22 protein-coding genes are annotated in these 25,809 nt (G+C 69.8%); 9 read left to right on the forward strand and 13 right to left on the reverse strand.

The annotated features are described in order from the left end of the window. Positions 1–59 precede the first annotated feature (59 nt). Positions 60–956 (forward strand): 3-hydroxyacyl-CoA dehydrogenase family protein, encoded by an 897-nt coding sequence (locus ACOGI9_RS14585; RefSeq protein ID WP_419857824.1) that lies wholly within the window; start codon positions 60–62, stop codon positions 954–956. 3 nt (positions 957–959) lie between these two features. Here ACOGI9_RS14585 and ACOGI9_RS14590 read toward each other — a convergent pair whose 3' ends face one another. Then, positions 960–1,397 (reverse strand): aconitase X swivel domain-containing protein, encoded by a 438-nt coding sequence (locus ACOGI9_RS14590; protein WP_419857825.1) that lies wholly within the window; start codon positions 1,395–1,397, stop codon positions 960–962. Beyond that, positions 1,397–2,737, reverse strand: a complete 1,341-nt coding sequence (locus ACOGI9_RS14595; protein WP_419857826.1) for an aconitase X — start codon at positions 2,735–2,737, stop codon at positions 1,397–1,399. The genes ACOGI9_RS14590 and ACOGI9_RS14595 overlap by 1 nt, the downstream gene beginning before the upstream one ends. A gap of 190 nt (positions 2,738–2,927) precedes the next feature. Here ACOGI9_RS14595 and ACOGI9_RS14600 point away from each other — a divergent pair, with 190 nt between their 5' ends. From ACOGI9_RS14600 to ACOGI9_RS14620, 5 genes are all read left to right on the forward strand, one after another. Then, positions 2,928–3,302, forward strand: a complete 375-nt coding sequence (locus tag ACOGI9_RS14600) for a BlaI/MecI/CopY family transcriptional regulator (protein WP_419857827.1) — start codon at positions 2,928–2,930, stop codon at positions 3,300–3,302. Beyond that, positions 3,299–4,714 carry a M56 family metallopeptidase gene (locus ACOGI9_RS14605; protein WP_419857828.1) on the forward strand — a complete coding sequence of 472 codons (1,416 nt, stop codon included), beginning with the start codon at positions 3,299–3,301 and terminating at the stop codon, positions 4,712–4,714. Before ACOGI9_RS14600 ends, ACOGI9_RS14605 begins: the two co-directional genes overlap by 4 nt. A 143-nt stretch (positions 4,715–4,857) precedes the next feature. Further along, a complete protein-coding gene (locus tag ACOGI9_RS14610; RefSeq protein ID WP_419857829.1) occupies positions 4,858–6,387 on the forward strand; it encodes a tannase/feruloyl esterase family alpha/beta hydrolase in 1,530 nt (509 codons plus the stop codon). Further along, positions 6,384–6,920 carry a (2Fe-2S)-binding protein gene (locus tag ACOGI9_RS14615; RefSeq protein WP_419857830.1) on the forward strand — a complete coding sequence of 179 codons (537 nt, stop codon included), beginning with the start codon at positions 6,384–6,386 and terminating at the stop codon, positions 6,918–6,920. The genes ACOGI9_RS14610 and ACOGI9_RS14615 overlap by 4 nt, the downstream gene beginning before the upstream one ends. Then, entirely contained in the window at positions 6,917–9,349 is a 2,433-nt protein-coding gene (locus ACOGI9_RS14620; protein ID WP_419857831.1) for a molybdopterin cofactor-binding domain-containing protein, read from the forward strand. Before ACOGI9_RS14615 ends, ACOGI9_RS14620 begins: the two co-directional genes overlap by 4 nt. A 15-nt stretch (positions 9,350–9,364) precedes the next feature. On the opposite strand, the gene ACOGI9_RS14625 is transcribed toward ACOGI9_RS14620, so the two are convergent. Genes ACOGI9_RS14625 through ACOGI9_RS14640 form a run of 4 tightly spaced genes read right to left on the reverse strand, consistent with a single transcriptional unit; the run spans position 9,365 to position 15,582 of the window. Next, the gene (locus ACOGI9_RS14625; RefSeq protein ID WP_419857832.1) at positions 9,365–10,450 is read right to left on the reverse strand and encodes an acyltransferase family protein; all 1,086 of its coding nucleotides are present in this window, start codon (positions 10,448–10,450) and stop codon (positions 9,365–9,367) included. A 36-nt stretch (positions 10,451–10,486) separates the two neighbouring features. Further along, on the reverse strand, positions 10,487–13,333 hold the full coding sequence (locus tag ACOGI9_RS14630) for a TonB-dependent receptor (protein WP_419857833.1): 2,847 nt from the start codon (positions 13,331–13,333) through the stop codon (positions 10,487–10,489). After that, entirely contained in the window at positions 13,330–14,169 is an 840-nt protein-coding gene (locus tag ACOGI9_RS14635) for a GLPGLI family protein (protein ID WP_419857834.1), read from the reverse strand. Before ACOGI9_RS14635 ends, ACOGI9_RS14630 begins: the two co-directional genes overlap by 4 nt. 54 nt (positions 14,170–14,223) lie before the next feature. Further along, positions 14,224–15,582, reverse strand: coding sequence for an MATE family efflux transporter (locus ACOGI9_RS14640; protein WP_419857835.1), 1,359 nt, complete (start codon positions 15,580–15,582; stop codon positions 14,224–14,226). Positions 15,583–15,779: 197 nt separating this feature from the next. Here ACOGI9_RS14640 and ACOGI9_RS14645 point away from each other — a divergent pair, with 197 nt between their 5' ends. Then, a complete protein-coding gene (locus tag ACOGI9_RS14645) occupies positions 15,780–16,397 on the forward strand; it encodes an MBL fold metallo-hydrolase (protein ID WP_419857836.1) in 618 nt (205 codons plus the stop codon). A 34-nt stretch (positions 16,398–16,431) separates the two neighbouring features. On the opposite strand, the gene ACOGI9_RS14650 is transcribed toward ACOGI9_RS14645, so the two are convergent. Next, positions 16,432–17,883 (reverse strand): serine hydrolase domain-containing protein, encoded by a 1,452-nt coding sequence (locus ACOGI9_RS14650; RefSeq protein ID WP_419857837.1) that lies wholly within the window; start codon positions 17,881–17,883, stop codon positions 16,432–16,434. Positions 17,884–18,002: 119 nt separating this feature from the next. Here ACOGI9_RS14650 and ACOGI9_RS14655 point away from each other — a divergent pair, with 119 nt between their 5' ends. After that, on the forward strand, positions 18,003–18,620 hold the full coding sequence (locus ACOGI9_RS14655) for a MarC family protein (RefSeq protein WP_419857838.1): 618 nt from the start codon (positions 18,003–18,005) through the stop codon (positions 18,618–18,620). Positions 18,621–18,655: 35 nt separating this feature from the next. On the opposite strand, the gene ACOGI9_RS14660 is transcribed toward ACOGI9_RS14655, so the two are convergent. Continuing rightward, complete coding sequence (locus tag ACOGI9_RS14660; protein ID WP_419857839.1) at positions 18,656–19,195, reverse strand: SRPBCC family protein; 540 nt, start codon at positions 19,193–19,195, stop codon at positions 18,656–18,658. Continuing rightward, complete coding sequence (locus ACOGI9_RS14665) at positions 19,192–20,106, reverse strand: dimethylarginine dimethylaminohydrolase family protein (RefSeq protein WP_419857840.1); 915 nt, start codon at positions 20,104–20,106, stop codon at positions 19,192–19,194. Before ACOGI9_RS14665 ends, ACOGI9_RS14660 begins: the two co-directional genes overlap by 4 nt. A gap of 116 nt (positions 20,107–20,222) precedes the next feature. Between ACOGI9_RS14665 and ACOGI9_RS14670 the strand changes: the two genes are divergently transcribed. Continuing rightward, positions 20,223–20,753 carry a thioredoxin family protein gene (locus ACOGI9_RS14670; RefSeq protein WP_419857841.1) on the forward strand — a complete coding sequence of 177 codons (531 nt, stop codon included), beginning with the start codon at positions 20,223–20,225 and terminating at the stop codon, positions 20,751–20,753. 7 nt (positions 20,754–20,760) lie between these two features. Here ACOGI9_RS14670 and ACOGI9_RS14675 read toward each other — a convergent pair whose 3' ends face one another. The 4 genes from ACOGI9_RS14675 to ACOGI9_RS14690 form a co-directional block, all read right to left on the reverse strand. Beyond that, the gene (locus tag ACOGI9_RS14675) at positions 20,761–22,092 is read right to left on the reverse strand and encodes an amino acid permease (RefSeq protein WP_419857842.1); all 1,332 of its coding nucleotides are present in this window, start codon (positions 22,090–22,092) and stop codon (positions 20,761–20,763) included. Positions 22,093–22,122: 30 nt separating this feature from the next. Then, entirely contained in the window at positions 22,123–23,268 is a 1,146-nt protein-coding gene (locus ACOGI9_RS14680; RefSeq protein ID WP_419857843.1) for a fumarylacetoacetate hydrolase family protein, read from the reverse strand. After that, the gene (locus ACOGI9_RS14685; protein WP_419857844.1) at positions 23,265–24,386 is read right to left on the reverse strand and encodes a fumarylacetoacetate hydrolase family protein; all 1,122 of its coding nucleotides are present in this window, start codon (positions 24,384–24,386) and stop codon (positions 23,265–23,267) included. The genes ACOGI9_RS14680 and ACOGI9_RS14685 overlap by 4 nt, the downstream gene beginning before the upstream one ends. An 86-nt stretch (positions 24,387–24,472) precedes the next feature. Beyond that, positions 24,473–25,669 carry a dipeptidase gene (locus ACOGI9_RS14690; protein WP_419857845.1) on the reverse strand — a complete coding sequence of 399 codons (1,197 nt, stop codon included), beginning with the start codon at positions 25,667–25,669 and terminating at the stop codon, positions 24,473–24,475. Between the last annotated feature and the right edge of the window lie 140 nt (positions 25,670–25,809).

Raw genomic sequence — 25,809 nt, forward strand, 5'->3', positions numbered from 1 at the left:
GCTGTTCTCGTTTCGTCTGGGACGCTCGGCCATCTCACACCGATTCACAAGAGGATGCCATGTCCGGCACGGAGCGCGTCGCAGGGATCGTAGCCATCATCGGCGCGGGAACGATGGGACGACGGATCGCCTACGGCTGTGCGGTGCGGGGGGTGCGCGCACGGCTGCACGATATCTCGGAGGAGGCGCTCGCCGGAGCGATCGAAGACGTGCGCGCGCTGCTCGAGGCCGCGGACGACGGGCACGGGGCCGGCGCGACACATGGCGTCGTGGAGGCGTGCGGGGATCTCGAGGACTGCGTCGGGGAGGCGGACTGGGTCATCGAGACCGTCCACGAAGACCTGGAACTGAAACGCGTCGTCCTCGGGCGAATCGGCGCGGCGGCGCCGGCGGAGGCGTTCATCGCCTCCAACACCTCCTCGCTGCCGGGTTCGTGGATGGCGGAGTCGACGGGGCGTCCCGGGCGGTTCACGAACATGAACTTCGGCCCGCCGGAGGACCTCAAGGTCGAGGTCATGGGGCACCCCGGCACCGACCCCGCGACGATCGATGCGGCGAAGCGGTTCCTGCGCCGGCTCGGCCTCGTGCCGATCGTCGCCCGTCGCGAGATCCAGGGCTATCCGACGAACCGGATCTGGCGCGCCATCAAGAAGGAGTCGCTGCACCTGGTCGCCGGCGGATACCTGAGCGCCGAAGAGATCGACCGGGCGTGGATGCTCGACTGGGGCACGCCGATTGGGCCGTGCGGACTCATGGATGTGGTCGGACTCGACGTCGTGCGCGACATCGAGAACGTGTACTACGAGGCCTCCGGCGACCCGTCCGACAGGCCGCCCGGCTTCCTCGACCGGATGGTCGAGCGCGGGGAACTGGGCGTGAAGTCGGGGAAGGGGTTCTACACCTACCCGTCGCCCGCCTTCGAGCGGGAGGGCTGGCTCACGGACTCCGACGCCTGACGCCTACCAGGTCACGACGCCGTCGCGGCCGACGCGCAGTTCGTCGCCGGTCTCGACCCGGTCGAGCAGTTCGGGCCCCAGCCGATCCACGCACACGATCGCCGTGTCGAGCCAGACATCGGCCAGGATCAGGCCGCCGGCCGTGAGCGGATCCACCTCCCCGGGCAGGAGGAGTCCGGCGGGGGCGAGACCGAGTTCCGCGATGCGCTCCCAGCAGGGCCCGGCGGACGTCGAGCCCACGCAGAAGGGCGCGAGGACGATCCGCCCGGTGAGCGGTTCGCCGAAGAGTTCGGTGTTCTGCGGATCCCCGCACACGGCCGCGTCGATCCCTCCGTCGAACTGGTCGCAGAAGCTCGCGAAGGGGTTGAACCCGACCCGGGATACGGCGGCGGGCGCCGCGACCTCCCCGCCGATGACCGCCCGGCCCTGGAGGCGGGGCATCAGGCGTGACTCCCGGAGGAGGTCCCCGAGGGGCCCGTCGTGGAGGCCGCGGCGGCACCCTCCGTGCCGCCTGTCACCATCACCCGGAGGAGTGCCTCATCGTCGAGCATGTACACGTTGCGGCTGTAGTAGCGAAGCTTGTTCGAATTCGTGACGACGCAGGCGGGCGCGAGGATCGGATCCTGCATGAACGCCTCCAGGCAGAAGGACCCCACGTGTCCTCCCGCGACGGCGAGGGTCGCGAAGCCCGGATGTTCGGCGCGGAAGCGGGACACCACGTCGGGGGCCGCGACGAAGACCGTCTCCACCGCGAGGCGGTCGCGTCCGGCGCGCGCGAGTTCGCCCTCCACCGCATCGGTCCACGCGCACAACTGGTCGTAGGTGAGGTGTGGGCAGCCGAGCAGGACCTTGTTCGGCCGCAGTTCCTCGACCGGGCGGTCGGCGCGCAGCGACGCTCCGACCGACTCGATCTGTCCCTCGTCGATCGTCAGCCGGCGAGCGTCGTCGCGGATGAGCCGCCGGCCGTACCGCTTCGCCTCCACGGTGACGCCTTCCACGTGGAAGAGGCCGACCCCGCCCCCCACGGAAGCGTTCGTCCCGAAGTCGCGCAGGAACTTCCCGCTGGCCGGGTGTTCGCCGCCTTCGAGCATGTCCGCGAGGCCCGACACCCAGGGGATCCCGTCTCCGACTTCCCGCCCGACGATGTAGCCGAGCACCTGGCCGTTGATCGGCCCCGCCGCCTCGACCTCGACGAGCCAGCTCGCGCGCCGCCCCTCGTCCGTCAGCAGGCCGGCGAGCGGCGTCTTGCCGACGACGTTGGAGATGAGATCGATGATCCCGGGATTCCGGTGCGTGCGCGCGCCGATGACGGAGTTCGCGTACACCACCGCGGAGGACTCCGCCCAGGCCACGATCTGGCCGTACGACGGCCGGTTCGCGACCTCCTCGAACCACGGCGTGCAGGTCAGGCCGCCCGCGTCGCGCAGGCCCAGCTTCGTGAGCGCCTCCCGGTAGCGCACCTCGGTTGGGTAGGCGCGGGCGAGCCGCTTCCGCTGGTCGTCCGTCAGGTCCGACAGCGTCTCGTTGAGGATCGTGGCCGGGTCGGCCGTGAAGGGAAGCGCGGCCCGGACCCCGGCGTCGACGAGCGACTCGAGAAACTCCGTCCGCGCCCCGACCCCGGGCTTGGACTCCGGAATCACGAGGTGCCCCGGACCCTCCACCGGCACGAGCCGCTCCGCATCCATCGCCTCGCCGAAGCGGACCATGGTGAGGAGGAGCTTGCGGGGGATCTCCCCCCGGCTCCCGTCGAGGACCTCTCGCTCGTCTCGGGTCAGATCCATCGTACCGTCGGCTGTCACCTCTTTGGACGTTCTCGGCCGTTCCCGGAGGCTCGGTCGCGGGCTGCGGATTCACAAGGCCGGCGCATGGTACGAAGATCTTCGTTGACAGGGCGGGCCGCACCACGTATCCTTTCGTACGAAAATATTCGTACATGCTTGCGCGGGGACGTTGCCAGGAGGGGGTGAAGCCTTGAGGGATCCGACATTCAGCGACCGGGAGCTGGACATCATGAGTGTCCTGTGGCGCCGCGGGTCCGGCTCCGTGAGCGAGGTCATGGAGGCGCTTGAGGACGAGGTCGGCTACACGACCGTTCTCAAGTTCCTTCAGATCCTCGAAAAGAAAGGTGCCGTCCGGCACGAGGCGGAGGGCCGCGCGTATCGGTACTTCCCGCTCGTCGCCTCCGAAACGGCGGGGGAGACGGCCCTGGCCCGGATCCGGGACAAGATCTTCGGCGGGTCGGCGGAACTCGTCCTCGCCCAACTCATCTCGGGCCGGGAGGTGTCGCCGGAGGAACTGGAGCGCATGCGGCGGATCCTCGACGAACTGGAGGAGGGCGAGCCATGACTCTCGCCACGATGATGTACGGGTTGATCGTCGCCGTCCTCGTCGCCGGGGCCGCGTGGTGCCTCGACCGGGGTCTGCGGACCCACGGGCGGCCGACCCGGTGGATCTGGATCGGCGCCCTCGGGGTCGGCGCGCTGGCGCCGTTTCTTCCCCGATTCCTTCCGGCCGCGGCAACCGCCGCCGGTCCCGGACCCTTCGCCCTTCCCGTCGGCGTCCTGTACGAACTCGGAACGGCGGCTCCCTCGCTTCCCGTGCAGGGCGGGAGCCTCCTCGCGGGGATCGGGATCGAGGACGTCCTCGGAGCCCTTTGGGTCGTGGGTTCCGCCGTCGTCCTCATCCTCTTCGTTCTGATCTGCCTCCGGCTGCGGCGCCTGCGCGCGGCGTGGGAGCCTCGGGACGTCTGCGGCGAGGAGGTGCTGCGCTCGAAGCGGTTCGGGCCGGCCGTCGTGGGGCTCATCCGGTCACGGATCGTCCTTCCGTCGTGGGCCTTCGGCCTCGGCGAGAAGGAACTCGCGATGGTCGTGCTGCACGAGCGGGAACACGTGCGGGCGCGCGATCCGGTCCTCCTGACGGCGGGGCTCCTGCTCGCGGCGCTCTCGCCCTGGAATCCGGCGGTCTGGTGGTCGCTCGCCAGGCTCCGGCTCGCCGTGGAAGGGGACTGCGATCGCCGCGTCCTGGCCCGCGGCGCCTCCGCGCGGAGCTACGCGCGCCTTCTCTTGACAGTCGCCGCCGGATCCCGGCACACCCCGGAGCCGGCGCCTGCCCTGATTCGCGGCGGCCCCTCGGTAATCGAAAGGAGACTCATGATGATCAGGACCGCGACGAGGAAGCCTCGAATCCGGGCTTCCATCCTCACCGCCGCCGCCGGGTTGGGCCTGTTCGCCCTGGCCTGCGACACTCCGATCCCGCAGAGCCCGGCCGAGCCCGAGCGCGCCTCGCTCTCGCAGGCAGTCGCGGTTCCGGAGGCCGTGGCCGGCCTCAAGGCTCGTGTCGGCGCGACAGCCGAAGTCCGGCGCGTGGACGAAGACGGGATCTTCCAGGCGGTCGATCTCGACCCGGAAGCCAAGGCGCGCATCCGCGCGACGGTCGAGCGCCTCGAGCACGCCAAGCGGGAAATCGAAATCACGCGCGAGAGGCTCGACCAGCGCCTGCAATCGGGCGAAATCACGGAAAAGGAGATCCCCAGGGATCTGTGGCTGCGTCTGGGAAATGTGACGGAGCAGCTCGAGGAGTTGCCGGATATTGAGTGGGAGGAATGGGAGGAGATTATGACCGAGTTGGCCATGGAGGTCCGGCGGCTCCACGCGGCCTTCGAGGCAGGCGAGATCACGCGCGACGAGGCGGAGCAAATGCTACGGACGCACATGGGGGCCCGCAGCGTCCGTCTTCGCTGGCCCGACAAACCGCACTGATCCCGGACTGCCAGGCCCGGAGACCGTTGCGGCCCGGCGTCCCCGACGGCACCGTAACTCTGTTCGGTCGCGCCTCCGAGGCCTGACCCGAGGGTCGGGCCCGGAGGCGCCAGTCGCGGGACACTCCGACCCGGGGAACTCACATGACTTCGACGCGCCGCCTCGCGGCTTCGTCCGCCGCCGTCCTGACCCTCGCCGCCTTCGCTCCCGCCCCCACGGTCGACCTCGTCCCCGCCCTCACGTGCGACGAGCTGACCGCCACATCGTGGAGCGGCTTCGTCCTCGATGAGGTGACGGAAGTGGAGGCCGGCGCGAGCGACCCGGCGCACTGCCGCGTGCGCGGGACGATCGACGAGGAGATCCACTTCGAACTCCTCCTCCCGCTGGCCGAGGACTGGAACGGCCGCTTCCTCATGGGCGGCGGCGGCGGGTTCGTGGGGAGCGTCCAGAACCAGGCGCTCCAGTTCGCGGGGCCGGTCTCGGTCCTGACCCGAGGGTTCGCCACGGTGGGGACGGACACGGGACACCAGGGCCCGGGCATCGACGCGAGCTGGGCGCTGAACCGGCCCGACCGCGAGGTGAACTTCGGCCACCGGGCGGTGCACGTGACGGCGGAAACGGCGAAGACGATCGTCCGCCTCTTCTACGGCCGCGACATCGAATACTCCTACTTCATCGGCTGCTCGCGCGGCGGGGGCCAGGCGATGATGTCGTCGCAGCGCTACCCGGACGACTTCGACGGCATCGTGTCCGGGGCGCCGGCCTACGACTGGCCCGGCCTCGGCGCCTTCTTCCTCCAGACCCAGCAGGCCCTGTATCCCGATCCGAACGACCTCGCGACCCCGGTGATCACCGACGAGGCGGCGGCCATCCTCGAAGCCGCGATTCTCGAAGCCTGCGACGGGAACGACGGTGTGGAGGACGGGTTCATGACGAACCCCATGGCGTGCGAGATCGACATCGCCTCGATCGAGGGACTGACGGCCGAACAGCGGGCCGCCGCGGAGGTGATCTACGGCGGTGCCCGCGCGGGGGACCGGCACGTCTACCCCGGCTTGCCCTTCGGGGGCGAGACCGACCAGGGCGGGTGGAGAATGTGGGTCACGGGGCGTGAGATGCAGCTCGGGCCGGCCGGACCCAACCTCCACTACGCCTTCGGCACGCAGATGTACAAGTACATCATCTTCGACGACCCGGAGTTCGACTACTCCACGTACGACTTCAGCGACTACTTCGCGTGGGAGGAGGACACGCGCCGCGCCCGCGCGATCCTCAACGCGACGGACACGGATCTGACCGCGTTCAAGACGGCGGGCGGCAAGCTGATCCTGTGGACCGGCTGGTCGGACCCCGCGATCCCTGCCGGCGGAACGATCGCCTACCACGAGGGCGTGGCCGCGGGCGACGACGAAGCGGAGGGCTACACGCGGTTGTTCATGCTGCCCGGCGTCCTGCACTGCGCGGGCGGCCCGGGCCCGGATTTCGTCGACTGGATCGCCGCCATCCAGTCGTGGGTCGAGGAGGACGAGGCCCCCGAGCGGCTCGTCGCGACGAAGTTCGGCGAGTCCGGCGTCGAGATGCAGCGGCCGGTGTGCCCGTGGCCGGGATACGCCGCCTACAACGGCACCGGAGACCCAAAGCGCGAAGACAGCTTCGAGTGCGTCGCACCGTGATTACGCTCCGAGTGAACGGCGAGACCCACTCGCTCGACGTCGAACCCTCGACCCCGCTGCTCTACGTCCTCCGGAACGATCTCGGCCTCCGCGGGCCCCGGTTCGGTTGCGGCCTCGGCCAGTGCGGGACGTGCACCGTGCTGCTGGACGGCCGCGCGATCCGCTCCTGCATGCGCCCGGTGTCCCGCGCCGAGGGCGAGATCGTCACCCTCGAGGGCCTGTCCGCCGCCGGCGAACTCGATCCCGTGCAGCAGGCGTGGATCGACGAGCAGGTGCCGCAGTGCGGGTACTGCCAGAACGGCCAGATCCTCACCGCCAAAGCGCTCCTCGACCGCAACCCGGACCCGAGCGACGACGAGATCCGGCAGGGAATGAACGGCGCGCTCTGCCGCTGCATGACGTACTACCGGATCCAGTCCGCCGTGAAACGCGCCGCGGAGGCAATGGCGAACGGGGCTGGGGGGGGCGACTCGGTGAATGGGACCGGTGCGGCCAACGGCGCGGATGAGGCTGGGGGGGAGGTGGACCGGTGAGGCGCCCGGCGGAGTTGTCCGCGAGGCTCGACGACGCGCTCGCCCGGTGGGAGGGCGGCACGTCCCGCCGCGACTTCCTGAAGACCTCCGGGCTCTTCGTTCTCGGCTTCAGCAGCGTGGGCTTCAGCGGCGCGGGCGGCATCGGCGGGGGCGGCATCGGTGTGGCGGGACCCGGCCGGAACGGGTCCGGCGACCCCGGCGAGGCGAACCCGTATCCGGACCCGGATTATCTCCAGCTCGACTCGTGGCTCGTCGTGCACGAGGACGGCACGGCCACCTTCTACGTCGGCAAGACCGACGGCGGGCAGGGGACCGGGACCGCCATGCGCCAGATGATGTGCGACGAACTCGACCTCGCCTACGACCGGGCCACGCTCGTCATGGGCCGCACGGACATGACGGTGGACCAGGGCGGTTCGGGCGGTTCGGACGCGATCGAGCGGGATGCCCTGGCGGCGCGGCGGGTCGCGGCGGAGGCGCGCCGTGTCCTGCTGGAACTGGCTTCGGAGCGCTTCGAGGTCCCCGCCGACGAACTTGCCGTCAGCGAAGGCGTCATCTCCGTGGCCGCGGAGCCCGCCCGCACGGCCACGTACGGCGAGCTGATCGGCGGCCGACGCTTCGATGTTGCCCTCACGGGAAGGAACGTCAACGAGACGACCGGCCTCGCGGCCGTGAAGCCGGTCCGGGAACTGAAGATCGTCGGGCAGTCCGTCCCGCGGTACGACATCCCCGCCAAGGTCGACGGATCGCTCGAGTGGGCGGTCGACGTGCGGCTCCCCGGCATGGTCCACGCGCGGAACGTGCGGCCGCCCTTCGCGGGCGCGCGGCTCGTCTCCATCGACGAATCTTCGGTGCGCGACATCCCCGGCTTCATCCGCGTCTTCCGTGAGGGGAACTACGTCGCGGTCGTCTGCGAGCGGGAGGAACAGGCGATCCAGGCGGCGGAGAGCCTCGCCCTCGAGTGGGAGCAGCCGGAAACGGCGCCGTTCCCGTCCTCCGAGGACCTTTTCGACTACATGCGGGGCGCGACCCCGGTCGGCGCGGGGACCGGAACATCTCCTCGTCCCCGCGTGGAGGGGGATCCCGACGCGGCGCTGGCGGGCGCGGCGTCGGTCGTTGAAGCCGGCTACGACATCCCCTTCCAGGGACACACGGCGATCGGGCCCGCCCACGCCGTGGCCGACCCCTCGGACGGGCAGATGACGGTCTACACGAACGACATGAAGCCCTACAGCCACCGCACAGGGATCGCCGAGTTCCTCGGCATGCCGCCGGAGCGGGTGCGGGTGATCTGGATGGAGGGTCCGCAGCTCTACGGGCGCACGGCGGCGGACGACGCGGGCTTCGAGGCGGCGTACCTGGCCCGCGAGCTGGGCCGCCCCGTGCGGATGCAGTGGATGCGGCACGAGGAGACGGCCTGGGACACGAAGGGCCCGGCCTTCGCCATCGACCTGCGCGGGGGGCTGGACGACGCCGGCAACGTGGTCGCGCTCGACTATCGCGCCCGGATCGCGAACTACGCGCACGTCGGCTACAACCAGGCCGACACGGTGCTCATCGCCCAGCTCATGGGCATCCGGCCCGAGCGGCCGTCTCCCGGCGGCGGCCGGGGCCCGGACGAGATGTACCACATCCCGAACCGGCGGGAGGAGACGCGGGCCGTCCGCTTCCCGCTCGCCTTCGAGACGCCGCTCCGCACCGGCAACCTGCGCGACCCCAACGGGCCGCAGACGACCTTCGCCGGCGAATCGTTCATCGATGAGATGGCCGCGGCCGCGAACGCGGACCCGGTCGAGTTCCGCCTCCGTCTCCTGCGCGGGACGACGGAGGACGACGCGACGTTCCGCCGGGCCCGCTCCATCGCCGTCGTCGAGGCGGCGGCCGAGGCGTTCGGCTGGGAGCCGCGACCCTCGCCCCGGGAGCCGGGCGACGGGCCCATCCTCACCGGGCGCGGCATCTCCTACGGGTACCGCGTACAGACGGCCGTCGCGACGGTCGCGGAGGTGGAGGTCGACCGGGAGAGCGGGCGCGTGTGGGTCAAGCGCATGGTGTGTGCGCACGACTGCGGCCTCGTGATCAACCCCGACGGTCTTGAAAGCACGATCCAGGGGAACCTCCTGCACGGGATCAGCCGGACCCTGTACGAGGAGGTGCAGTTCGACGGCGAGCGGGTGACCAGCGTCGACTGGCGCACGCACCCGACGCTGACGCACCGGGACGCGCCCGAGCAGATCGATGTCGTGATCGTGAACGGCGACCCGAACCCGGACCGGCCGGACCTGCCGCACTACGGAGCGGGGGAGCCCTCGCACCGCACGGTCCCCGCGGCGATCGCGAACGCGATCCACGACGCGACCGGCGTGCGCATGCGCCGCATCCCGCTGCGCCCGGAGCGTGTGCTCGCGGAACTCACGGCGGCGGGAGCGTAGGTTCTCCCGCGCAGGTCAGATCTTGATGTAGATGCGGCGGCGGTGAAGGACCCACATGATGCCCAGCCAGAAGGTGACCTGGGCCAGCGCCATCGCGAGCGATCCACCGTAGTCGCCCGCCCACGACCGGAACGCGTTCTCGTACAGCCACGCGCTCAGCGGCATGCCCCCGTCGCCCCCGACCCGGATCCGGGCCAGCGTCTTGGCGAACATGCCGGAGGCGACGAACACGGCGATCGAATTCATTCCGTAGATGACGAAGGGCGTCACCCACCCCCCGCGCAGCCGCCTCACGTCGATGAGCCAGTACATGGCGCCGAACAGGAGGAGCGCCGTCCCAGCCGTGAAGAGGACGTAGGAACTCGACCACAGGTTCTTGTTGATCGGGAACACCGTGTCCCACAGGAATCCCAGCACGACGAGCCAGGCGCCGACGATCCACATTCCGCGCGAGATCTCCCCGCCGGAGCGGTCCGACCGCAGCCACTCGCCGCAGAAGATCCCCAGGAGGCACGTCCCGATGGCCGGTAGCGTCGAGAGGAGTCCCTCCGGATCCCACGTTCCCTGCCACAGCCGGTCGCCCATGAGGAACCGGTCGATCCGGGCCCCGAGATTCCCGTCCGGCGTCAGGTCTCCCGCGACGAGGGCCCAGTACCCGAAGAGGAGCACCCCCACCGCGATCCACCGCACGCGCGCGGAGCCCCACAGGTAGAGCGCCGCCGCCGCGCAGTAGACGAGGCCGATCCGCTGCAGCACACCGTAGAGGCGCATGTCGAACAGGTCGAAGTCGGGAATCGCCCGCATCGCGAGCCCGAGCCCGATGAGGATGAGCGAGCGCCGCACCACGTGCCGGAACGGCCGGCCCCGTCCGGCGCCCTCCGCGAGGCGGCGCGAGAAGGAGAAGGGGATGGCGACGCCGACGATGAAGAGGAAGTAGGGGAAGATGAGGTCGGTCGGGGTCCACCCGTGCCATTCCGCGTGGGCCAGTGGCGCGTAGACGTAGGCCCAACTGCCGGGGTTGTTGACGAGGATCATCGCCGCGATCGTCAGGCCCCGGAACGCGTCCAGCGAGACGACGCGCCCGCCTGTCGGTTCGGTCATGACGACCCCCGCGCTATGCCGGAAGCTCTCTTCGGGCTACCTGCGGAAGCGGTCTCCGCCGCGATCCCTGCCACCCCCGCCGGCCATCGAACGGTTCCCGAGATACCAGGTGAAGTTCAACATCACGTACTGCGTGAGCGACTCGACCCGGCGCTCCTGGATGAAGCCGGGCGAGTTCGTGTACGTCACCCCCTGATTCTGGCCCAGAAGGTCGAACGCCACCAGCCGGATCTCGGCCTGGTCGTTGAGGATGCGGCGCTGCAACGAAGCCTCCCACAGCGCGACGTTCCGCCCCGGGCCGAACAGATCCTGGTCGTAGAGCCGCCACTGGAACTCCGTACCCAGCGTCCACGCACCGAGGTAGAAGTCGGCGCTCCCGTACAGCGTCGAGTTGACGTAGTCCTCGTTCAACTCCTCGTTCAGGGAATAGCTGACGTCGCTGAGCGTCACCTTGGCGCCGCCGCGGACGTCGTAGTCCTCCTTGGCGCGGTTCTCGAGTTCGATCCCGAACGTGTGCGACAGCGACCGGCTCCGGTTCTCGACCTGGTTCACGAACTCGTTCGAGCTGAAGTAGTCCAGGTCATAGTTGAGGTCCACCTGCCCGCCCAGCCAGCGCAGCGGCCGCCCGAAGCTTCCGCCGCCGTTCGCCGACCACGCGTTCCCGAGGTTCACGGGCGAGATCGTCTGCAGTCCCCGCTGCGTCACCGTGCGGGACTGGGCGATGTCGTTCGTCGTGACGCTGACGTTCGCCCACGTGAACAGGTTGACGAAGCTGAACGTGTCGAAGAAACGGTACTCCGTCCGCAGGCGGTGCGTGTATTCGGGCTGCAGGTCCGGGTTCCCCACCCGGATCCGCAGCGGGTCGCGGTTGTCGACGAAGGGCTGGAGATCCGTCATGCGCGGTTCGCGCGTCGACGTCGAGTACCGGAACTGGAGCGTGCGCATGTCGTCGACCTGCATCCGGTATTCGGCGTTGGGCAGGACGTGCGTGTACCCGTTGGCGATCTCCTCGCTCCGGTCGAGGATCGTCCCCTCCAGATTCGAGCCCTGCAGGCGCAGTCCGAGCACGAACCGTCCGGCCTCGCTCGTGCGGTTGAAGCGAAAACCTCCGCGCAGATAGCTGTACGTCCGCTCGAACCCGGAGGTGAGCAGAGGGTTCAGCGTGCGGCCGTCAGGCCCGATGTCGAACACCGACTGGTTCTCGTCCTCGGCGGTCGCGCTCCGCTCGCCGTAGACCTCGAGCATGGATTCCCAGGGCATGGGCTGGGTCATCGAGAGGCGGACGGAGTGCGTCAGCGTCTGACCGACATTCGTCTGCTCCTGCAGTACGTCGCCGGCCCGTGCCCGCGGGTTCTCCACGTTGCCCTCGATCGACGACGCGAGGTTCGTCAGACGGTCCGAATCGCTGAGGTTCACCCGGGCCTCCGCGAAGAGGCTCCGCCCGCTGTCGTCGAGCCGCTTGCGCCACGTGAGCCGGGCATCGCCGCCCACATCATCGCTGTCCACGTCGTAGTTCGTCGCCGCGGCCGTGAGAAACTGCCCGGTGCCGGAGCGCGTGTCCTGGAAGTCGACGCGGTCGAGGAGCGAGGCGCGGGCGTTCAGATTTCCGCGCAGCCGCAGTTCGTGGCCCTCGGCGAGCGTGAACTGGGAGTTCAGGTTGACGCGGTGCGACGAGTTCTCGGTGTCCGTGCGCGTGGCTCGGTCGACGAGGGATGACGCGCTCGTGCCGAGGAGTTGCTCCTGCTGTCGCGTCTCGTTCTGGAAGTTGTCGAGCGTGCTGATGCGGTAGCTCGTCCGGATCCAGTGGTCGTCGTTCCCGCCGAAGTCGTGGTTGACGTTGAACGCCAGCATGCGGGTCTCGGTGAGCCCGTCGTCGCCCCCGCCGCCTCGGCCGAAATCCCGTCCGCCGAACGACATGGCGTCGCCCCACCCGAACCCGGCCTGGTTCACGTTGTTCGCGCTCCCGAGGAGGGCAAGCTGCGTGGTGGGCGAAAAGCGGTTGATCGACACGGCGCCCGCGTACGGAATCCCGCCGGCCACCGTCCCGGATTCGCCGCCGGCCAGCCGCCGCGCGGCCACCGACTCGCCGAATCCGGGCGCCGCGGACGCGTTGTCCACGTCCGCCCCGAGTCCGCCCGACGTGCGGCCGAAGTAGCCCGAGCGCGCCTCTTCCTTGAGTTCCAGGTTGATCGTCCGCTCTTCCTCGCCATCGGCGATGCCCGTGAACTCGGCCATGTCCGACTCTTTGTCGTAGACCTCCACCTTCTCCACGGCCTCGGCGGGCAGGTTCTGGGTCGCCATCGTGGGGTCGCCCCCGAAGAACTCCCGCCCGTCGACGAGGACGTTCTCGACCTCTTCGCCCTGCGCCGTGATCGATCCGTCGGTCTCGACCTCGATCCCCGGAAGCTGCCGGAGGAGGTCCTCCACCGTGGCGTTGGGCCGGGTCCGGAAGGCGAGCGCGTTGTACCCGAGGGTGTCCCGCCGGTTCAGGAAGGGGACGTGGTCGAGGGTGACGACGAGCGGGTCCACCTCCACCGCCATCACCTCGAGGTTGATCGTGCCGACGTTCACGTCCTCGCCCGCGAGGGAGAGGTCCTGCCGCACCGTGCCGTATCCGAGCAGGGTGACCTGCAGGATGTATTCCCCGGGTCCGAGATCTCCGAGGGCGAAGACGCCGTCTCCGTTGGAGGTCGTGAACCGGGTGAGGACCGAGTCGGGTTTCGCCAGCGCCACGACCATGGCGCCGTTCAGCCCCGCGCCGTCCGTGTCGGCGATCACGCCGCTCACGGTGTACTCGGCCTGGGCCTCCGCGGCGCGGGGCGAGACCGCCGCGAACGCCACCCCGATCGCGAGCAGCGCCAGGATCCGTGCCGGCCGCCTCATCGGAGCCCTCCGTCGAAGGGACGGCGCCGGTTGCCGGCCCCGCGCGTGGCCCGGATCTCCTCGAGCTTCTCCGCCACGAGGGCTTCGTACTCCTCGCGCGTGACCATCTCCCCGTCCGTCGGCGGGGCGATCGCGACATCGCCGAGGCCATCGAGGTTCACCTCGGTCGCCGAGTAGAGGAGGTCTCCACCGTCGACCGTGAGCACGAGGATGAGGCCGGGGAGCCCGCCGTACTGGCCGGGGCCCGCCTGCACCGGGATCTGGGGCGTGAACCAGGCTTCGATCTCCGATCCGTCGTGGACGGCCGTCGCCTGCTGCACCATGTAGCCGAGGAACTCGCGCTGTTCGGTTCCGAGCTTCCATGCATACGCAGGCCGGTCTCCGGCGATCAGGAACGTGCGCCCCATGAACTCGCGGGTCTCCGTCATCGCGCCGCTCCCGAAGTCCACATAGGCCTGAACCACATCCTCCTGGTCGCTGCGGGAGGCCGAGCCCATTCTGAGCCGCATCGCCAGCCCGAGGGCGCGGCGATCCATGCGGTCGGAGTCGCGAGCGCCGCCGCGGGGGGCCGCCGCTTCCTCATCGGGGTCCGGCATCATGATGGATCGGGCGCCGTCGAAGCGGAGCACCATGGAGGCCGTGTTCTGCGCCGCAAGGCGGTCGCGGAACGCCGCCATGCGCTCCGGCACCTCGAAGTCGAACTGCACCGAACGCAGGTAGTGAACATTCCCCGCCTGCGCGCCGAGCGCCGCCGGCGCGAAGCCCGCAACGGCCACCGGGAGGGCCGCCCGAAGGGAGAATTGGAACCGTTGCCGCAACCGTCGTCGTGTACTCATGAAATCCGTCGCTTGTCGTCCGTCATCCATTAGATCGGACACACGGCGCTACGGTCACGTTGTAGAGTCGATGGCCACCCGGCGCACCTCGCGGCCGAGGACTCGACGCAGGCGGGCGAAGAGGAGGACGGCCACGACGGCGAGTCCGGCGGCCAGGCCCCACCACAGGCCGCGCGGGCCCCAGTCGGCACGGAAGGCGAGGAAGTAGCTGACCGGGACGCCGAGCAGCCAGAAGCCGAGGGCGTTGACCAGGAAGGGCGTGAAGGTGTTTCCGGCGCCGCGAAAGACGCCGGCCGCGACGGTCTGGAGGCCATCGGCGACCTGAAAGACGCCGGCGATCGGGATCAGGGAGGCCGCGATCGCGATGACCGCGAGATCGTGCGAGTAGAGGCCGGCCCAGAAGCGCGGGAAGGCGAGAAAGGCGCCCGCGGTCGCGAGCATGAAGACGCCGCTGAGCTGGATCCCCGCGGCGGCGGCCCGCCGCGCCCCGTCCATGTCCTCCTGTCCGACCGCGCGTCCCACGCGTACGGCGGAAGCGGCCGCGATCCCGAACGGCACCATGAAGGTGAGCGCGGCGAGGTTGAGCGCGATCTGGTGCCCCGCCATCGCCTCGGTGCCCAGCCAGCCCATCATGACGCCGATCACGGCGAACGCGCCGAACTCGAGTTGCTGCTGGAAGCCGATCGGGGTGCCGAGCCGCACCATGCGCACGAGCGCGCCCCGATCGAGCGCCTCGCGCCGGAACCGGCCCAGATAGGGACGCATGGAGGACCAGGACAGCCAGAGAAGCGCGACCGCCATGCACCAGCGCGCCAGGCTCGACCCCCACGCCGAGCCCACGGCCCCCAACCGCGGAACCCCGAGATTGCCGTAGATCAGCACCCAGTTGAGGAAGGCGTTCAGGACGTTCGCCCCCGCGATCGTCCACACGATCGGCGCCACGCGATGCATCGCCTGCAGACTCTGCCGGAGCACGACGAACGCGTAGAAGGGGAGCATCCCGAGGATCGACCCCAGCGCGTATCCGCCGGCCACGGGCACGACATCCGCGGGCTGCCGCAGCAGGGCGAACACGCGCGCCGCGGGCAGGAAGAGCAGGGACGTGATCGCCGTCAGAAACAGGGTGAGGACGAACGCCCGCTGAATCCCCCGGGCGGCGGCTTCATGGTCCCCCGCCCCCACGCCCTGCGCGACGATGGGATCGAGGGACATGAGCACGCCCATCCCGAACACGGCGATCTGGAAGAAGTAGATGTTGCCCAGGCCGACGGCGGCGAGATCGGTCGCCGACAGGCGGCCGACCATGAGCGTGTCCACGACGCCCAGCATCATGATGCCGACCTGAACCGTCACGATCGGGAGGGCCAGATCCAGCATGCGCGCGAGGTCCGCGCGGCGGGGGGTGAGGTTCATCGCGCCATCATCGCGGGGCGCCTCGCGGCGCGCAAATCCGTGAAGATCCGCCGAAATTCCGTTGCCGCCCCGCAGCGCCGCGGATAGACTCCGCCTCACCCGCCGGAGCACCGCTCGAACGCAGCGGGGCTCTTGCCACCGGCTGCTGGATCGAGGGGGAGAACATCGAGATTCTGACGTTCACAGGCGGACCTTTCGTGCAGAACACGCTGCTTGTGGTGTGCGAGGACGGCCGCACCGGGCTTCTGGTCGATCCCGGAGCCGCGACACCCGAGGCGCTGGCCGAGGCGCGCGCCCGCGACCTGGACATCGCGGCACTCCTCGTCACACACGCCCACCTGGATCACATCGATGGCCTGAAGGAGGCGAAGGCGGAGACCGGGGCCCCCATCTACCTCCACCCGCTGGACCGGCCGCTCTACGACAACATCGCGAACCAGGCCCTCGCGTTCGGCGTGCCCTGCGTGGAGCCGCCGCCGCCCGACATCGACCTGGTCCCCGGCACGAACATCGTCTTCGGAGGCTCGGAATTCGAGGTCCTGTTCGCGCCCGGCCACGCGCCCGGGCACGTGATCTTCGTCTCCACGTCGCACCCCGTCGCGCTCGTGGGCGACGTGATCTTCCGCGGGTCGATCGGACGGACGGACCTCCCGAACGGGAACTACGGCGTGCTCATGGAGTCCATCCGGTCGCAGGTGCTGACGCTACCGCCCGAGACCCGCCTCTACCCCGGCCACGGCCCGGAGACCACCGTGGCGCTGGAGCGCGATACCAACCCCTTCGTCCTCCAACTCCACGGCGGCCGCTGGGTCTGACCCTCGCTGGACCCGACCCCGGCGCCGTGTGGCGTCAGGGGTTCGTGGCGACGGGTTCGAACGCCTTGAGGACCTCCCGCGTCATGTCCCACCGGTCGAAGCCCTGCCGGCCGTAATCGAGCCCTCGCCGGACGATGACGACGTCGTGCGACGGGACGATGACGACGAACTGGCCGCGGTTGCCGGCGGTGGAGTAGGCGTCCTTCGGCACGTCCGTGCGGTCGTCCGGCACGAGCCAGAACTGGCCGCCGTAGAAGTTGCCGGTCTCGGAGGTGGCGGGGGCCGGCGTCCGCACGAAGTCGATCCACTCCTCGGAGATCAGGCGCTCGTCCTTCCACATCCCGTTCTGCGCGTAGAGGAGCCCGAAGCGGGCCAGGTCCCGGGCCGTCGTGTAGACCTGGCTGCTCATGATGAAGTCGCCGAAGCGGTCGGTGCTGAGGAGCGTGTTCCGCATCCCGATCCTGTCGAGGAGGCGTTCCCGCGGGAACTCGAGGTAGGCCTGCGGGTCGCCGATCACCTGCTTCATCGCGTACACGCCGAGCAGCGTGTCGTAGTTCTCGTAGTCCCAGAACGTCCCGGGTTCCTGCATGAGCGAGCGGTTGCGAGCGCCGTGCACCGAACTCTCTCCGGCCCAGTAGGAGAAGCCCGACCCGGTCGCGTACTCCATGCCCCAGCTGTCCACGGGATAGAGTCCGCTGGACATGTTGAGGACGTGACGGAGCGTGATCTCCCGCCGGGGGTCGTTCTCCGGAGAGCCCGCGTTCTCGGGCAGCCAGTCGAAGGGGAGGGGCTCGTCGAGCGCCAGCTTCCCCTCGTCGACGAGCATGCCGATCAGGGTCGAGGCGATGCTCTTCGCGGTCGACCAGGTGCGGGTCTTCGTGAACATGTCCACGCCGGGAGCGTAGCGCTCGTGGATGATCTCCCCGTCGTGGAGGACGATGAGACTGAGCGTCACCTGCTCCGGGGATTCGCGATCGAAGGTCCAGTCTGACGCGGCCTCGAGGGCCACCGGATCGACACCGCGCGGAAGCGGGCGGCTCATGACGAGGTCGCCGTCCGGCCAGGCCGCCCCCGCCGAATTGCCGTCCGGCCGGGTCGTGGTCAGGATCGGGAGGTCGTCGATGTCGTCGAAGGTCTGCTCCGGCGACAGGATCACGCACCCGATCCCTTCGCGGAATGCGGCCCTCATGGTCGGGATCGCGCCGGGTTCGCCGATCGCGACCGCCTTCCTCTCCCAGTCGACGACGTAGTCGCCGCCCTCGGCCGTCCCGACAGGGTCGCGCAGGTAGGCGAGTTCCTGCTCGAAGACCTGCTCCAGCGTCCGGTCTCCCGTGAACAGGCCGTTGCACTGGAGGATGGCCTGGACGCCGCGCTGGATCATCTCCCGCTGCGGAGCGAAGTAATCGTAGGACCGCTCCTGCTGGGCAGCGGTGGCTGCCGGTGCGAGCAGGGCGAGCGCGATGGCCGCGAACGTGAGGCGCTTCATGGCTTCCCCCGGAGTCCGGACGACAGGTTTCTGGAACCCTGCCAACATGCGGGATTCGCGCGTTTCCGGCCACGGGTGCGAAGGTCGCGCCGGCGGGCGGGCGGGAATATCGTGTCCCCGTGATCGACCAGATTCTCTACGGCTCCATCGCCCTCATCGCGCTTACGAACCCGCTCGCCGAGCTGCCCTTCTTCTTCGCGGCGACGGACGGGTTCTCGCGCGCGGAACTGCGGCGCGCGGCGGTGAAGGTCGCCGTCGGCGTGCTCATTGTGCTGACCGTCGCCACCGTGGCCGGCGCGCGCATCCTGGACCTCTTCGACGTGAGCTTCGCCGCGTTCCGGACGGCGGGCGGCCTCGTCGTCATCCTCGCCGCGCTGGAGATGCTCCGCGGCGCCGGGTTCGGGATCACGGGCGTACGCCGGGATCCGGGCGAGACCGAAGACCACCTCTGGGTTCCGCTCGTCATGCCCCTGATCGCGGGGCCGGCGTCGATCACCGCCGCGATCACGCTGGCGCTCGATGAGGCCGGCGCGTTGATCGGGATCCCCGTCGCCACGCTCACCGCGGTGTTCGTCGCGTCGGTGGGCGTGCTCGCGGTGCTCCTGGCGGCCAGCTTCCTCTCGCACGCGCTGAGCCGCCGCGCGATCCGGATCTTCGAGCGCTTCTCGGGCCTGATCCTGCTCGCCATCGGCTGCCAGATGTGCCTCAGCGGCATCCGGGAGTTCTTCGCCGGCTGACGGAATCGGGCGACCGATTCCGGTGACGGAGTCGGCTAACGGACCACGTCCACGGTGACGTCCTCGCCGAAGCGGCCGCCGAGGTCGGTAAGGAAGAGCGACGCCGAGGCGTGGTGGCCCATGATGTAGCGGCTCACGAAGCGGAAGACGGCGCTGTACACCTCGCCCTCCTCGGTGACCGTCACGGTCGCTCCGCCCGCCGCGGGTTCGATCTCGTAGATCCAGCGGCCGCCGAAGGGCATGCCCTCCGAGAGGATCGTCGTCACGAGCCGGGTCGGGGGCTCGCTCTCCGTCAACTCCATGGGAAGCGGGCCGGTGGCGTCGAGCATCACCCAGGCGGGGTTGCCGTCGCGGGCCGGGAGTTCCTCCACGCGTTCGATGGAGGGACGCCACTCGGGGTAGGCCCGGTAGTCCGCGATGGTCGCGAAGATCTCCTCCGGCGAAGCGGAGAACCCGGCCCTCACGGCCGCGACATGGTCCTGGGGCAGGGAACTCCCGACGCCGTAGACGACCGCGAACAGGCCCGCGATGACGACGAGCATGCCGATGACGATGCGCTTCAAGGTCCGATTCATGGGTTCGTTCCCGGTGTGAAGGGGCGGTCGTCGCGGAGGATGGGGAGCGTGAGGCACGTCGGGCCGCCCTCGCACGGGATGCAGAGCGCGTCGCCGTCGAAGCACGTGACGTCGCAGCCCGCGTCCCTCATCAGCCGGAGGGTCTCCGGAAATCCGTCGAGCGCGATGCCGCGCCGCGGGGCCGTCGCGAGGACGTTGAGATTCATCCCCCCGGAGGCCGCGAATTCCTCATCCCCCGCCTCGAGGCATTGGATGCCGCGCTCGCGCATCAACTCGTGGAGCGCGACCGGGAAGAGCCGGGGATAAACCAGCGCAAGGTCCCGATCCAGCGGACTCACGAGCGAGAGCAGGTGCAGGCAGGCGGCGCTTCCGTGCCACATCGGGAGATCGAACGCCCGGACTTCGATCCCGAGTGGCGCGAGCATGGCCTGGAGCTGGTCGACGCCCGCCTGGTTGGTGCGGAAGCCGCGCCCCGCCGCGAGCGTGCGTTCGTCGACCCACATCAGATCCCCGCCTTCCGCGACCCCCGGGGCCTCGATGGCGCCGATCACGGGCAGGCCGAGACGCCGATAGAGCGCCTCGTGGCTCGCCACCTCGGGCTGCCGCAACGCCTTCCCCGGCCGCAGCAGGATGGCGCCGCCGGGCGTCATGAAGGAGGGATCGAAGGGGAACATCGCGTCGGCGAGCCCGTCGTCCTCCGTGCCCTCGATCCACTCGATCTCCGCCCCGGAGGCCGCGACGCACGCCGCGATCGCATCGTACTGGCGGAGCAGCCGGTCGGGCTCGATGGGCCCCGCGTAGTGCCAGCGCGCCGGATCGGCCTCCAGCGTCGCCCGGCCGGGCCGGCGCATCGCCACGCGCCGCAGAGGCGCCACCATGCTCGAGACGCCGAACCTCGCTTCGGTTTGCACCCGCCCGTTCATCTGGCTGAAGCTACGTGGGCGCCCGTACCTTCGCTGGCCGCGGCGCCACAGGCATCGTCGGCGCCGCCGCCCCCGCACCGACCGCAGCACGAGGGTTCCCGAGCTTGAACCGAAACCGATTCCACAGCGCCCCGACGTTCTCCGAGTACCTGGAGACGGTCGAGAAGAACCGCGAGCTCTGGCACGCGCTGGCCCGCCGCGCGGCGGTGGACGAGGAGACCCGGCAACGCGCCCGCGCCATCCCCGGCCGGTGGAACGTCATCGCGCTCACCGAGGACTGGTGCGGGGACGCGATCAACACCCTCCCCGTGTTCGATCGCCTGGCGGAGTCCGCCGGGAACATCGAACTGCGCGTCCTCCTGCGGGACGAGAACCCGGACCTGATGGACGCCCATCTGACGAACGGGACGAGCCGGTCCATTCCGGTCCTCATCGTCTACGACGAGGCGCTCCGCGAGCGTGGGTGGTGGGGTCCCCGGCCGGCGCCCATCCAGGAGTGGGTGATGACGGAGGGGATGAAGCTCGACACGGCGGACCGGTATCGCGAGGTGCGCCGCTACTACGCGCGGGACAAGGGCCGCACCGCCCTGGACGAGTTCCTCCGGATTCTCGAGCGCGCGGCCGCCGGCGACTGAGCGGGCGTCAGCCGCCCCGGGCCCGCATCACGACAAACACGGGGACGCCCGCCACGAGGAGGAGGAAGCCCCAGAACACGATTTCCGGGCCCGCCCCGGCGATGGCCCAGAAGGAAAACCCGAAGGCCAGGACGGCCACGATCAGCCGCCCCACGGGAGCCGCGGTGCCGTGGGTCCGCGGCTCCCGCGCGTCGTCCCTCACGGCGAAGCGCTCGCGAACGGCGAAGAGCAGGGCGGTCGCGCTCGCGAACACGTAGGCGAGCAGCGTCGCGAGCGTGGAGAGGAGGATGAGGAACGTGAAGGCCTGGACGAGGCCGCGCGTGTAGTTCATCGAGATGAGGATCGTCGCGACGCCCGCCGCGAAGATGAGCCCGAAGGACGGCGTGCCGCGCGGACTGAGCCGCGCGAAGGCGGCGGGAAGGAGGCCATCCTGCGCGGCGGCCCGCGGAAGCTGGCCGGAGAGCAGGATCCAGCCGTTGAGCGCGCCGAAACAGGCGATCGTGGCGCCCGCTCCGATCACGAGCCGGCCGGCGTTCCCCCAGATCGATCCGGCCGCGTCCGCGAAGGGCGCGGTGGAGACCGCGAGGTCCGCCGGCGCGATGATCCCCATCACGGCGGACGTGCTGATGATGAAGATCAACGCCGCGATCACGGTGCCGAGGATCGTGGCCCGCGGGATCGTGCGCGCGGGATCCCGAACGTCGGCGGCGGGGACGGTCGCGGCCTCCAGTCCCATGAAGGCCCACAGCGTGAGCGTCACCGTCGCCGTAACGGCGGCGATGGGGTTGCCCCCGGCGGGGTTGAACGGCCGGAAGTGCTCGGGCTGGAAGTAGAGGAAGCCGATGGTCCCGATCGCCGCCAGCGGCAGGAGCTTGAGCACGGTTGTGACAAGCTGCACGTGCCCCGCCGTGCGCACGCCCCAGGCGTTCACGAACGTCAGACTCCAGAGCGCGACGAGGGAGGCGACGCCTCCGGCGACGGGAGAAGCGCCCAGCATGGGCCAGAAGACGGTGGCATAGCTCACGGTCGCCACGGCGAGGGCGGCATTGGCCGTGAGCAGCGAGATCCAGTAGGACCACGCGACCCAGAATCCTATGAAATCGCCGAAACCCTCGCGCGCGAAGGCGTACGGGCCGCCGACCTTCGGAATCAACGCGCCCAGCCTGGCCATCACGAGCGCCAGGCACATGGCCCCGCCCGCGCTCACCAGCCAGCCGAGGATGCTGATCCCGCCGTACGGCGAGAGCGAGGCGGGCAGCAGAAAGACGCCCGAGCCCACCATGCTCCCGACGACGAGGGCCGTGCACATCCACAACCCCAACGCGGGCCTGGGCGTCATCCGCCGCTCCGAGCAGGAGCTCCCGTGACGCTAGCGGTTGCCCCGATAGCTGCGGACGGCCGGGAGCCGGGCGCCGGTTCCGCCGGGCGGTTCCGTCTCGGCCACCACCTCCAGCGTCAGGGTGCCGATGCCGTCGATCGAGGCGCTGACGACCTCGCCGGGCTGCAGGAATCGCGTCTCGCCGCGCACCGCGGTGCCCATGCCGACGCCGCCCGAGGTGCCGTTGTTGATCACGTCTCCGGGGAACAGCGTCGCGATCGAGGACCCGTACTCGATCAGCTCCCACAGGGTGTGGATCATGTCCCCCGCGGTCGCCTCCTGCATGCGCTCCTCACCCACGTCCAGCGTCTGGCGCAGTATCTCCATCGGGTCGCCGTAGAACTCCTTGGGCACGATCCACGGACCCATGGGCGCGAACGTGTCGTGACCCTTCCCGACGAACCAGTCCGACGTCATGGGGTTGCCCCCGGGCGGCCGCCCGCCGCGGTCGGACACGTCGATCGTCACCGTGTACCCGAACACATGGTCCTCGGCACCCCGGGCATCCACGTACTTGGCGCTGCGCCCGATCACAGCGCCGAGTTCCACCTCCCAGTCCGTGCGGTCCCGGCCGAAGGGGATCACGATCCGGTCGTCGGCTCCGATCACCGCGCCGCGCGTCGGCTTCAGGAAGAGATAGGGCACGCCCCGGTTCTCACGCCGCTGGCGGCGGGCTTCGCGCCGCTCCTCCTCGGTGCCCGCCTCGTTGACGTGGCTGTAGAAGTTGACCGCCGCGTTCAGGATCTTCCCCGGGTACATGATGGGCGGGAGGACCCGCACGTCCCCGAGATCGTGGACGAAGTCGGCTCTGCCGCTCCCGGACAGCCCGCCCCGGGCCACGAGGTCGTTGACGATCTCGTACAGCCGGAGCCGGACCCCGTACTCGTAGCGGCCGATGAGGTCGATCATGTCGGCCGGCGGCGGGACGGGCGGATAGGCGGGGTTTCGCTCGAGCTCCCGGTTCGCCTCCTGGATGTCGACGATCAGCGCGTCGCGCAGCACGAGGGCCACGCGCGGAGCGCCGTCGATCTCGAACGTCCCCACCTTGAAGGGCTCCGCAATCTCGATCTCCGGTCCTGCCTGGGCGGACAGCGGAACGGAGAACGCCAGGGCCGCGGCCGCCAGCAGCGCCCTCATGAGCCGGGATCCCGCCGGTAGGTGCTCACGGGCGGCAGCCGGACGCCCATGTTGCCGAGAGGCTCCGGCCCCTCCACCACGGGGAGTTCGATCGTGCCGATCCCGTCGATCGTCGCCGTGACGACATCGCCCGGCTGCAGGAATCGCGCCTCGCCCGCGCCGACTCCGCCGGAGGTGCCGAGGTTGATCACGTCGCCCGGGAACAGCGTCACGATCGAGGACGCGTATTCGATCAACTCCCACAGCGAGTGGATCATGTCGCCCGCGGTCGCCTCCTGCATGCGCTCGCCGCCGACGTCCAGCGTCTGCCGCAGCATCTCCATCGGGTCGCCGTAGAACTCCTTCGGGACGATCCACGGGCCCATGGGCGCGAACGTGTCGTGCCCCTTCTCGACCAGCCAGTCGGAAGGCGTGGGGTTGCCGCCCGGGGGACGCCCGCCGCGGTCGGACACGTCGATCGTCACCGTGTACCCGAATACGGTCGCCTGGGCATCCTCGGAGGCCACGTACTTCGCCGCCCGCCCCATGACGACGCCCAGTTCGACCTCCCAGTCGGTCTGGCTCCGGCCGTGGGGAATCACGATCCGCTCGCTGGTCCCGACCACGGCGCCGCGCGACGGCTTGAGATAAAGGTAGGGCACGCCCCGGTTCTCACGGCGCTGGCGGACCGCCTCCTCCTGCTCGCCTTCGGGCGCGTCCGCGGCGACGCGGCTGTAGAAGTTGCTCGCCGCGTTCAGGATCTTGCCCGGATACATGATCGGCGGAAGGATCCGGACCTCACCGACATCGTAGACGTAGTCCGCGCGAGTGGGGCCGGAGAGCCGCTGATAGGCGATCGTCTCGTTGACGATCTCGTACAGGCGCCGCTGGAGGCCGTACTCGTAGCGGCCGATGAGGTCGAGCATGTCCGTGGGCGCCGGCACCCTCGGATACGCGCGGTTCCGCTCGAGGACTTCGTTCGCCAGTTCGATGTCGACCACGAAGGCGTCACGCAGCACGAGCCCGACGCGCGGAACGTCCCTGATCGCGAACGTCCCCACCTTGAACGGCTCCACGAGCACGATGCCCGCGACGTCCTGGGCGGCGACGGAGGCCGCGGAGAAGAGGACCGCGATCACTCCAAGCGGAAGGGCCCGTCCGGTCGAAGTTCGTCTGCGCAGTGCGGTTCTCATGGATCTTTCCTCTCGGTTGGGGACGGCGGGTCTCACGGCACCAGCCCGTCCAGTTCTTCGATCGTGGCCATGGAGGGATCGCGTTCGGCCTGGAGCCGGCGCGCGGTCGCTTCGGCGGCCCGCATGACGCGAAGCAGGTTGTCGGCCGCGAGGGCCCGGAGTTCGGATTCGGTCCATCCGCGACGGGAGAGTTCGGCGAACAGGGCGGGGTACGTCGATACGTCCTCCAGCCCGACCGGCCCCCGGTCGATGCCGTCGTAGTCGCCCCCGATCGCGACGTGGTCGATGCCCGCCACCTCGCGGATGTGCTCGATATGCGCCACGACATCGGCCATCGTGGCGCGCGGACGTCCTTCCTGCGGGCCGACGTAGTTGGCGACCTCCTGGTTCACGAAGGACTCGACGAACGTGACCATGACCACGCCGCCGTTCTCCGGCAGCCGGCGCAGCACGTCGTCCGGCACGTTGCGCGGGTGGTCCGTCACCGCCCGGGCGGAGGAATGCGAGAAGATGACCGGCGCCTCGGTCACGTCGAGCGCGTCGTGCATGCTTCCCGGCGACACGTGCGAGATGTCGACCAGCATGCCCAGCCAGTTCATTTCGCGCACGACTTCCTTGCCGAAGGCGGAGAGTCCTCCGAGTTCGGGCAGCGCGCAGCAGGAGTCGGCCCAGGGGAGGTTGGCGCTGTGCGTGAGCGTCATGTAGCGGACGCCGAGCGCGTAGAAGGCCCGCAGGGCGCCGAGCGAGTTCTCGATCGCGTGGCCCCCCTCCATGCCGAGCATCGAGGCGACCTTGCCGCGGTGGAACTGGTCCATCACGTCCGCCGCGGTGAGCGCGAGCCCCAGGTCCTCCCGGTGATCGGAGATGATCTGGAGCGCGATGTCGATCTGCTCCAGCTGCATGCGTGCGCCGCCGCCGTCCCACATGACCGAGGAGGGGACGTAGACGGACCAGAACTGGGCCCCGACGCCGCCGGCCCGAAGTCGGGCGAGATCGGTGTGGCCCGGCGTGGGGCGCGAGATGTCGTAGGCGCGGACGTCGCGGGGCGCTTCCGCGTTCCGGATCGCCCAGGGGAGGTCGTTGTGTCCGTCGAACAGGGGGACGCTCGACAGCACGCGTTTCGCAGTCTCGAGATGTTCGTCCTGCGCGCGCGCATCCGCGGCCGCGAGCCCGAAGACGAGCGCGGACAGAACCGCGATCGCCGGTATCCGGGTGAGAATTCGCATCATGTTGCACCGACTCCCGTTGACAAACGCAGCGGCAAACCAGCCTACAAGGGATTCTCGCTTGGCGGACGGCGCGCCGCCAGCCATGCCGCGTCCCGGGCGGCGTCGTGGCGAGACGCAGGTGCGAACGCCCGTCCCGCGCG

Source organism: Candidatus Palauibacter irciniicola (assembly GCF_965208695.1).
Lineage (GTDB): Bacteria > Gemmatimonadota > Gemmatimonadetes > Palauibacterales > Palauibacteraceae > Palauibacter > Palauibacter irciniicola.

What these genes read in the sequence shown, in the direction of transcription:
- ACOGI9_RS14680 (WP_419857843.1), bottom strand. Translation starts at nt 23,268, where the DNA reads ATGAGGGCGCTGCTGGCGGCCGCGGCCCTGGCGTTCTCCGTTCCGCTG.
- ACOGI9_RS14690 (WP_419857845.1), bottom strand. Translation starts at nt 25,669, where the DNA reads ATGATGCGAATTCTCACCCGGATACCGGCGATCGCGGTTCTGTCCGCG.
- ACOGI9_RS14630 (WP_419857833.1), bottom strand. Translation starts at nt 13,333, where the DNA reads ATGAGGCGGCCGGCACGGATCCTGGCGCTGCTCGCGATCGGGGTGGCG.
- ACOGI9_RS14635 (WP_419857834.1), bottom strand. Translation starts at nt 14,169, where the DNA reads ATGAGTACACGACGACGGTTGCGGCAACGGTTCCAATTCTCCCTTCGG.
- ACOGI9_RS14585 (WP_419857824.1), top strand. Translation starts at nt 60, where the DNA reads ATGTCCGGCACGGAGCGCGTCGCAGGGATCGTAGCCATCATCGGCGCG.
- ACOGI9_RS14610 (WP_419857829.1), top strand. Translation starts at nt 4,858, where the DNA reads ATGACTTCGACGCGCCGCCTCGCGGCTTCGTCCGCCGCCGTCCTGACC.
- ACOGI9_RS14605 (WP_419857828.1), top strand. Translation starts at nt 3,299, where the DNA reads ATGACTCTCGCCACGATGATGTACGGGTTGATCGTCGCCGTCCTCGTC.
- ACOGI9_RS14675 (WP_419857842.1), bottom strand. Translation starts at nt 22,092, where the DNA reads ATGACGCCCAGGCCCGCGTTGGGGTTGTGGATGTGCACGGCCCTCGTC.
- ACOGI9_RS14650 (WP_419857837.1), bottom strand. Translation starts at nt 17,883, where the DNA reads ATGAAGCGCCTCACGTTCGCGGCCATCGCGCTCGCCCTGCTCGCACCG.
- ACOGI9_RS14640 (WP_419857835.1), bottom strand. Translation starts at nt 15,582, where the DNA reads ATGAACCTCACCCCCCGCCGCGCGGACCTCGCGCGCATGCTGGATCTG.
- ACOGI9_RS14625 (WP_419857832.1), bottom strand. Translation starts at nt 10,450, where the DNA reads ATGACCGAACCGACAGGCGGGCGCGTCGTCTCGCTGGACGCGTTCCGG.
- ACOGI9_RS14660 (WP_419857839.1), bottom strand. Translation starts at nt 19,195, where the DNA reads ATGAATCGGACCTTGAAGCGCATCGTCATCGGCATGCTCGTCGTCATC.
- ACOGI9_RS14595 (WP_419857826.1), bottom strand. Translation starts at nt 2,737, where the DNA reads ATGGATCTGACCCGAGACGAGCGAGAGGTCCTCGACGGGAGCCGGGGG.
- ACOGI9_RS14590 (WP_419857825.1), bottom strand. Translation starts at nt 1,397, where the DNA reads ATGCCCCGCCTCCAGGGCCGGGCGGTCATCGGCGGGGAGGTCGCGGCG.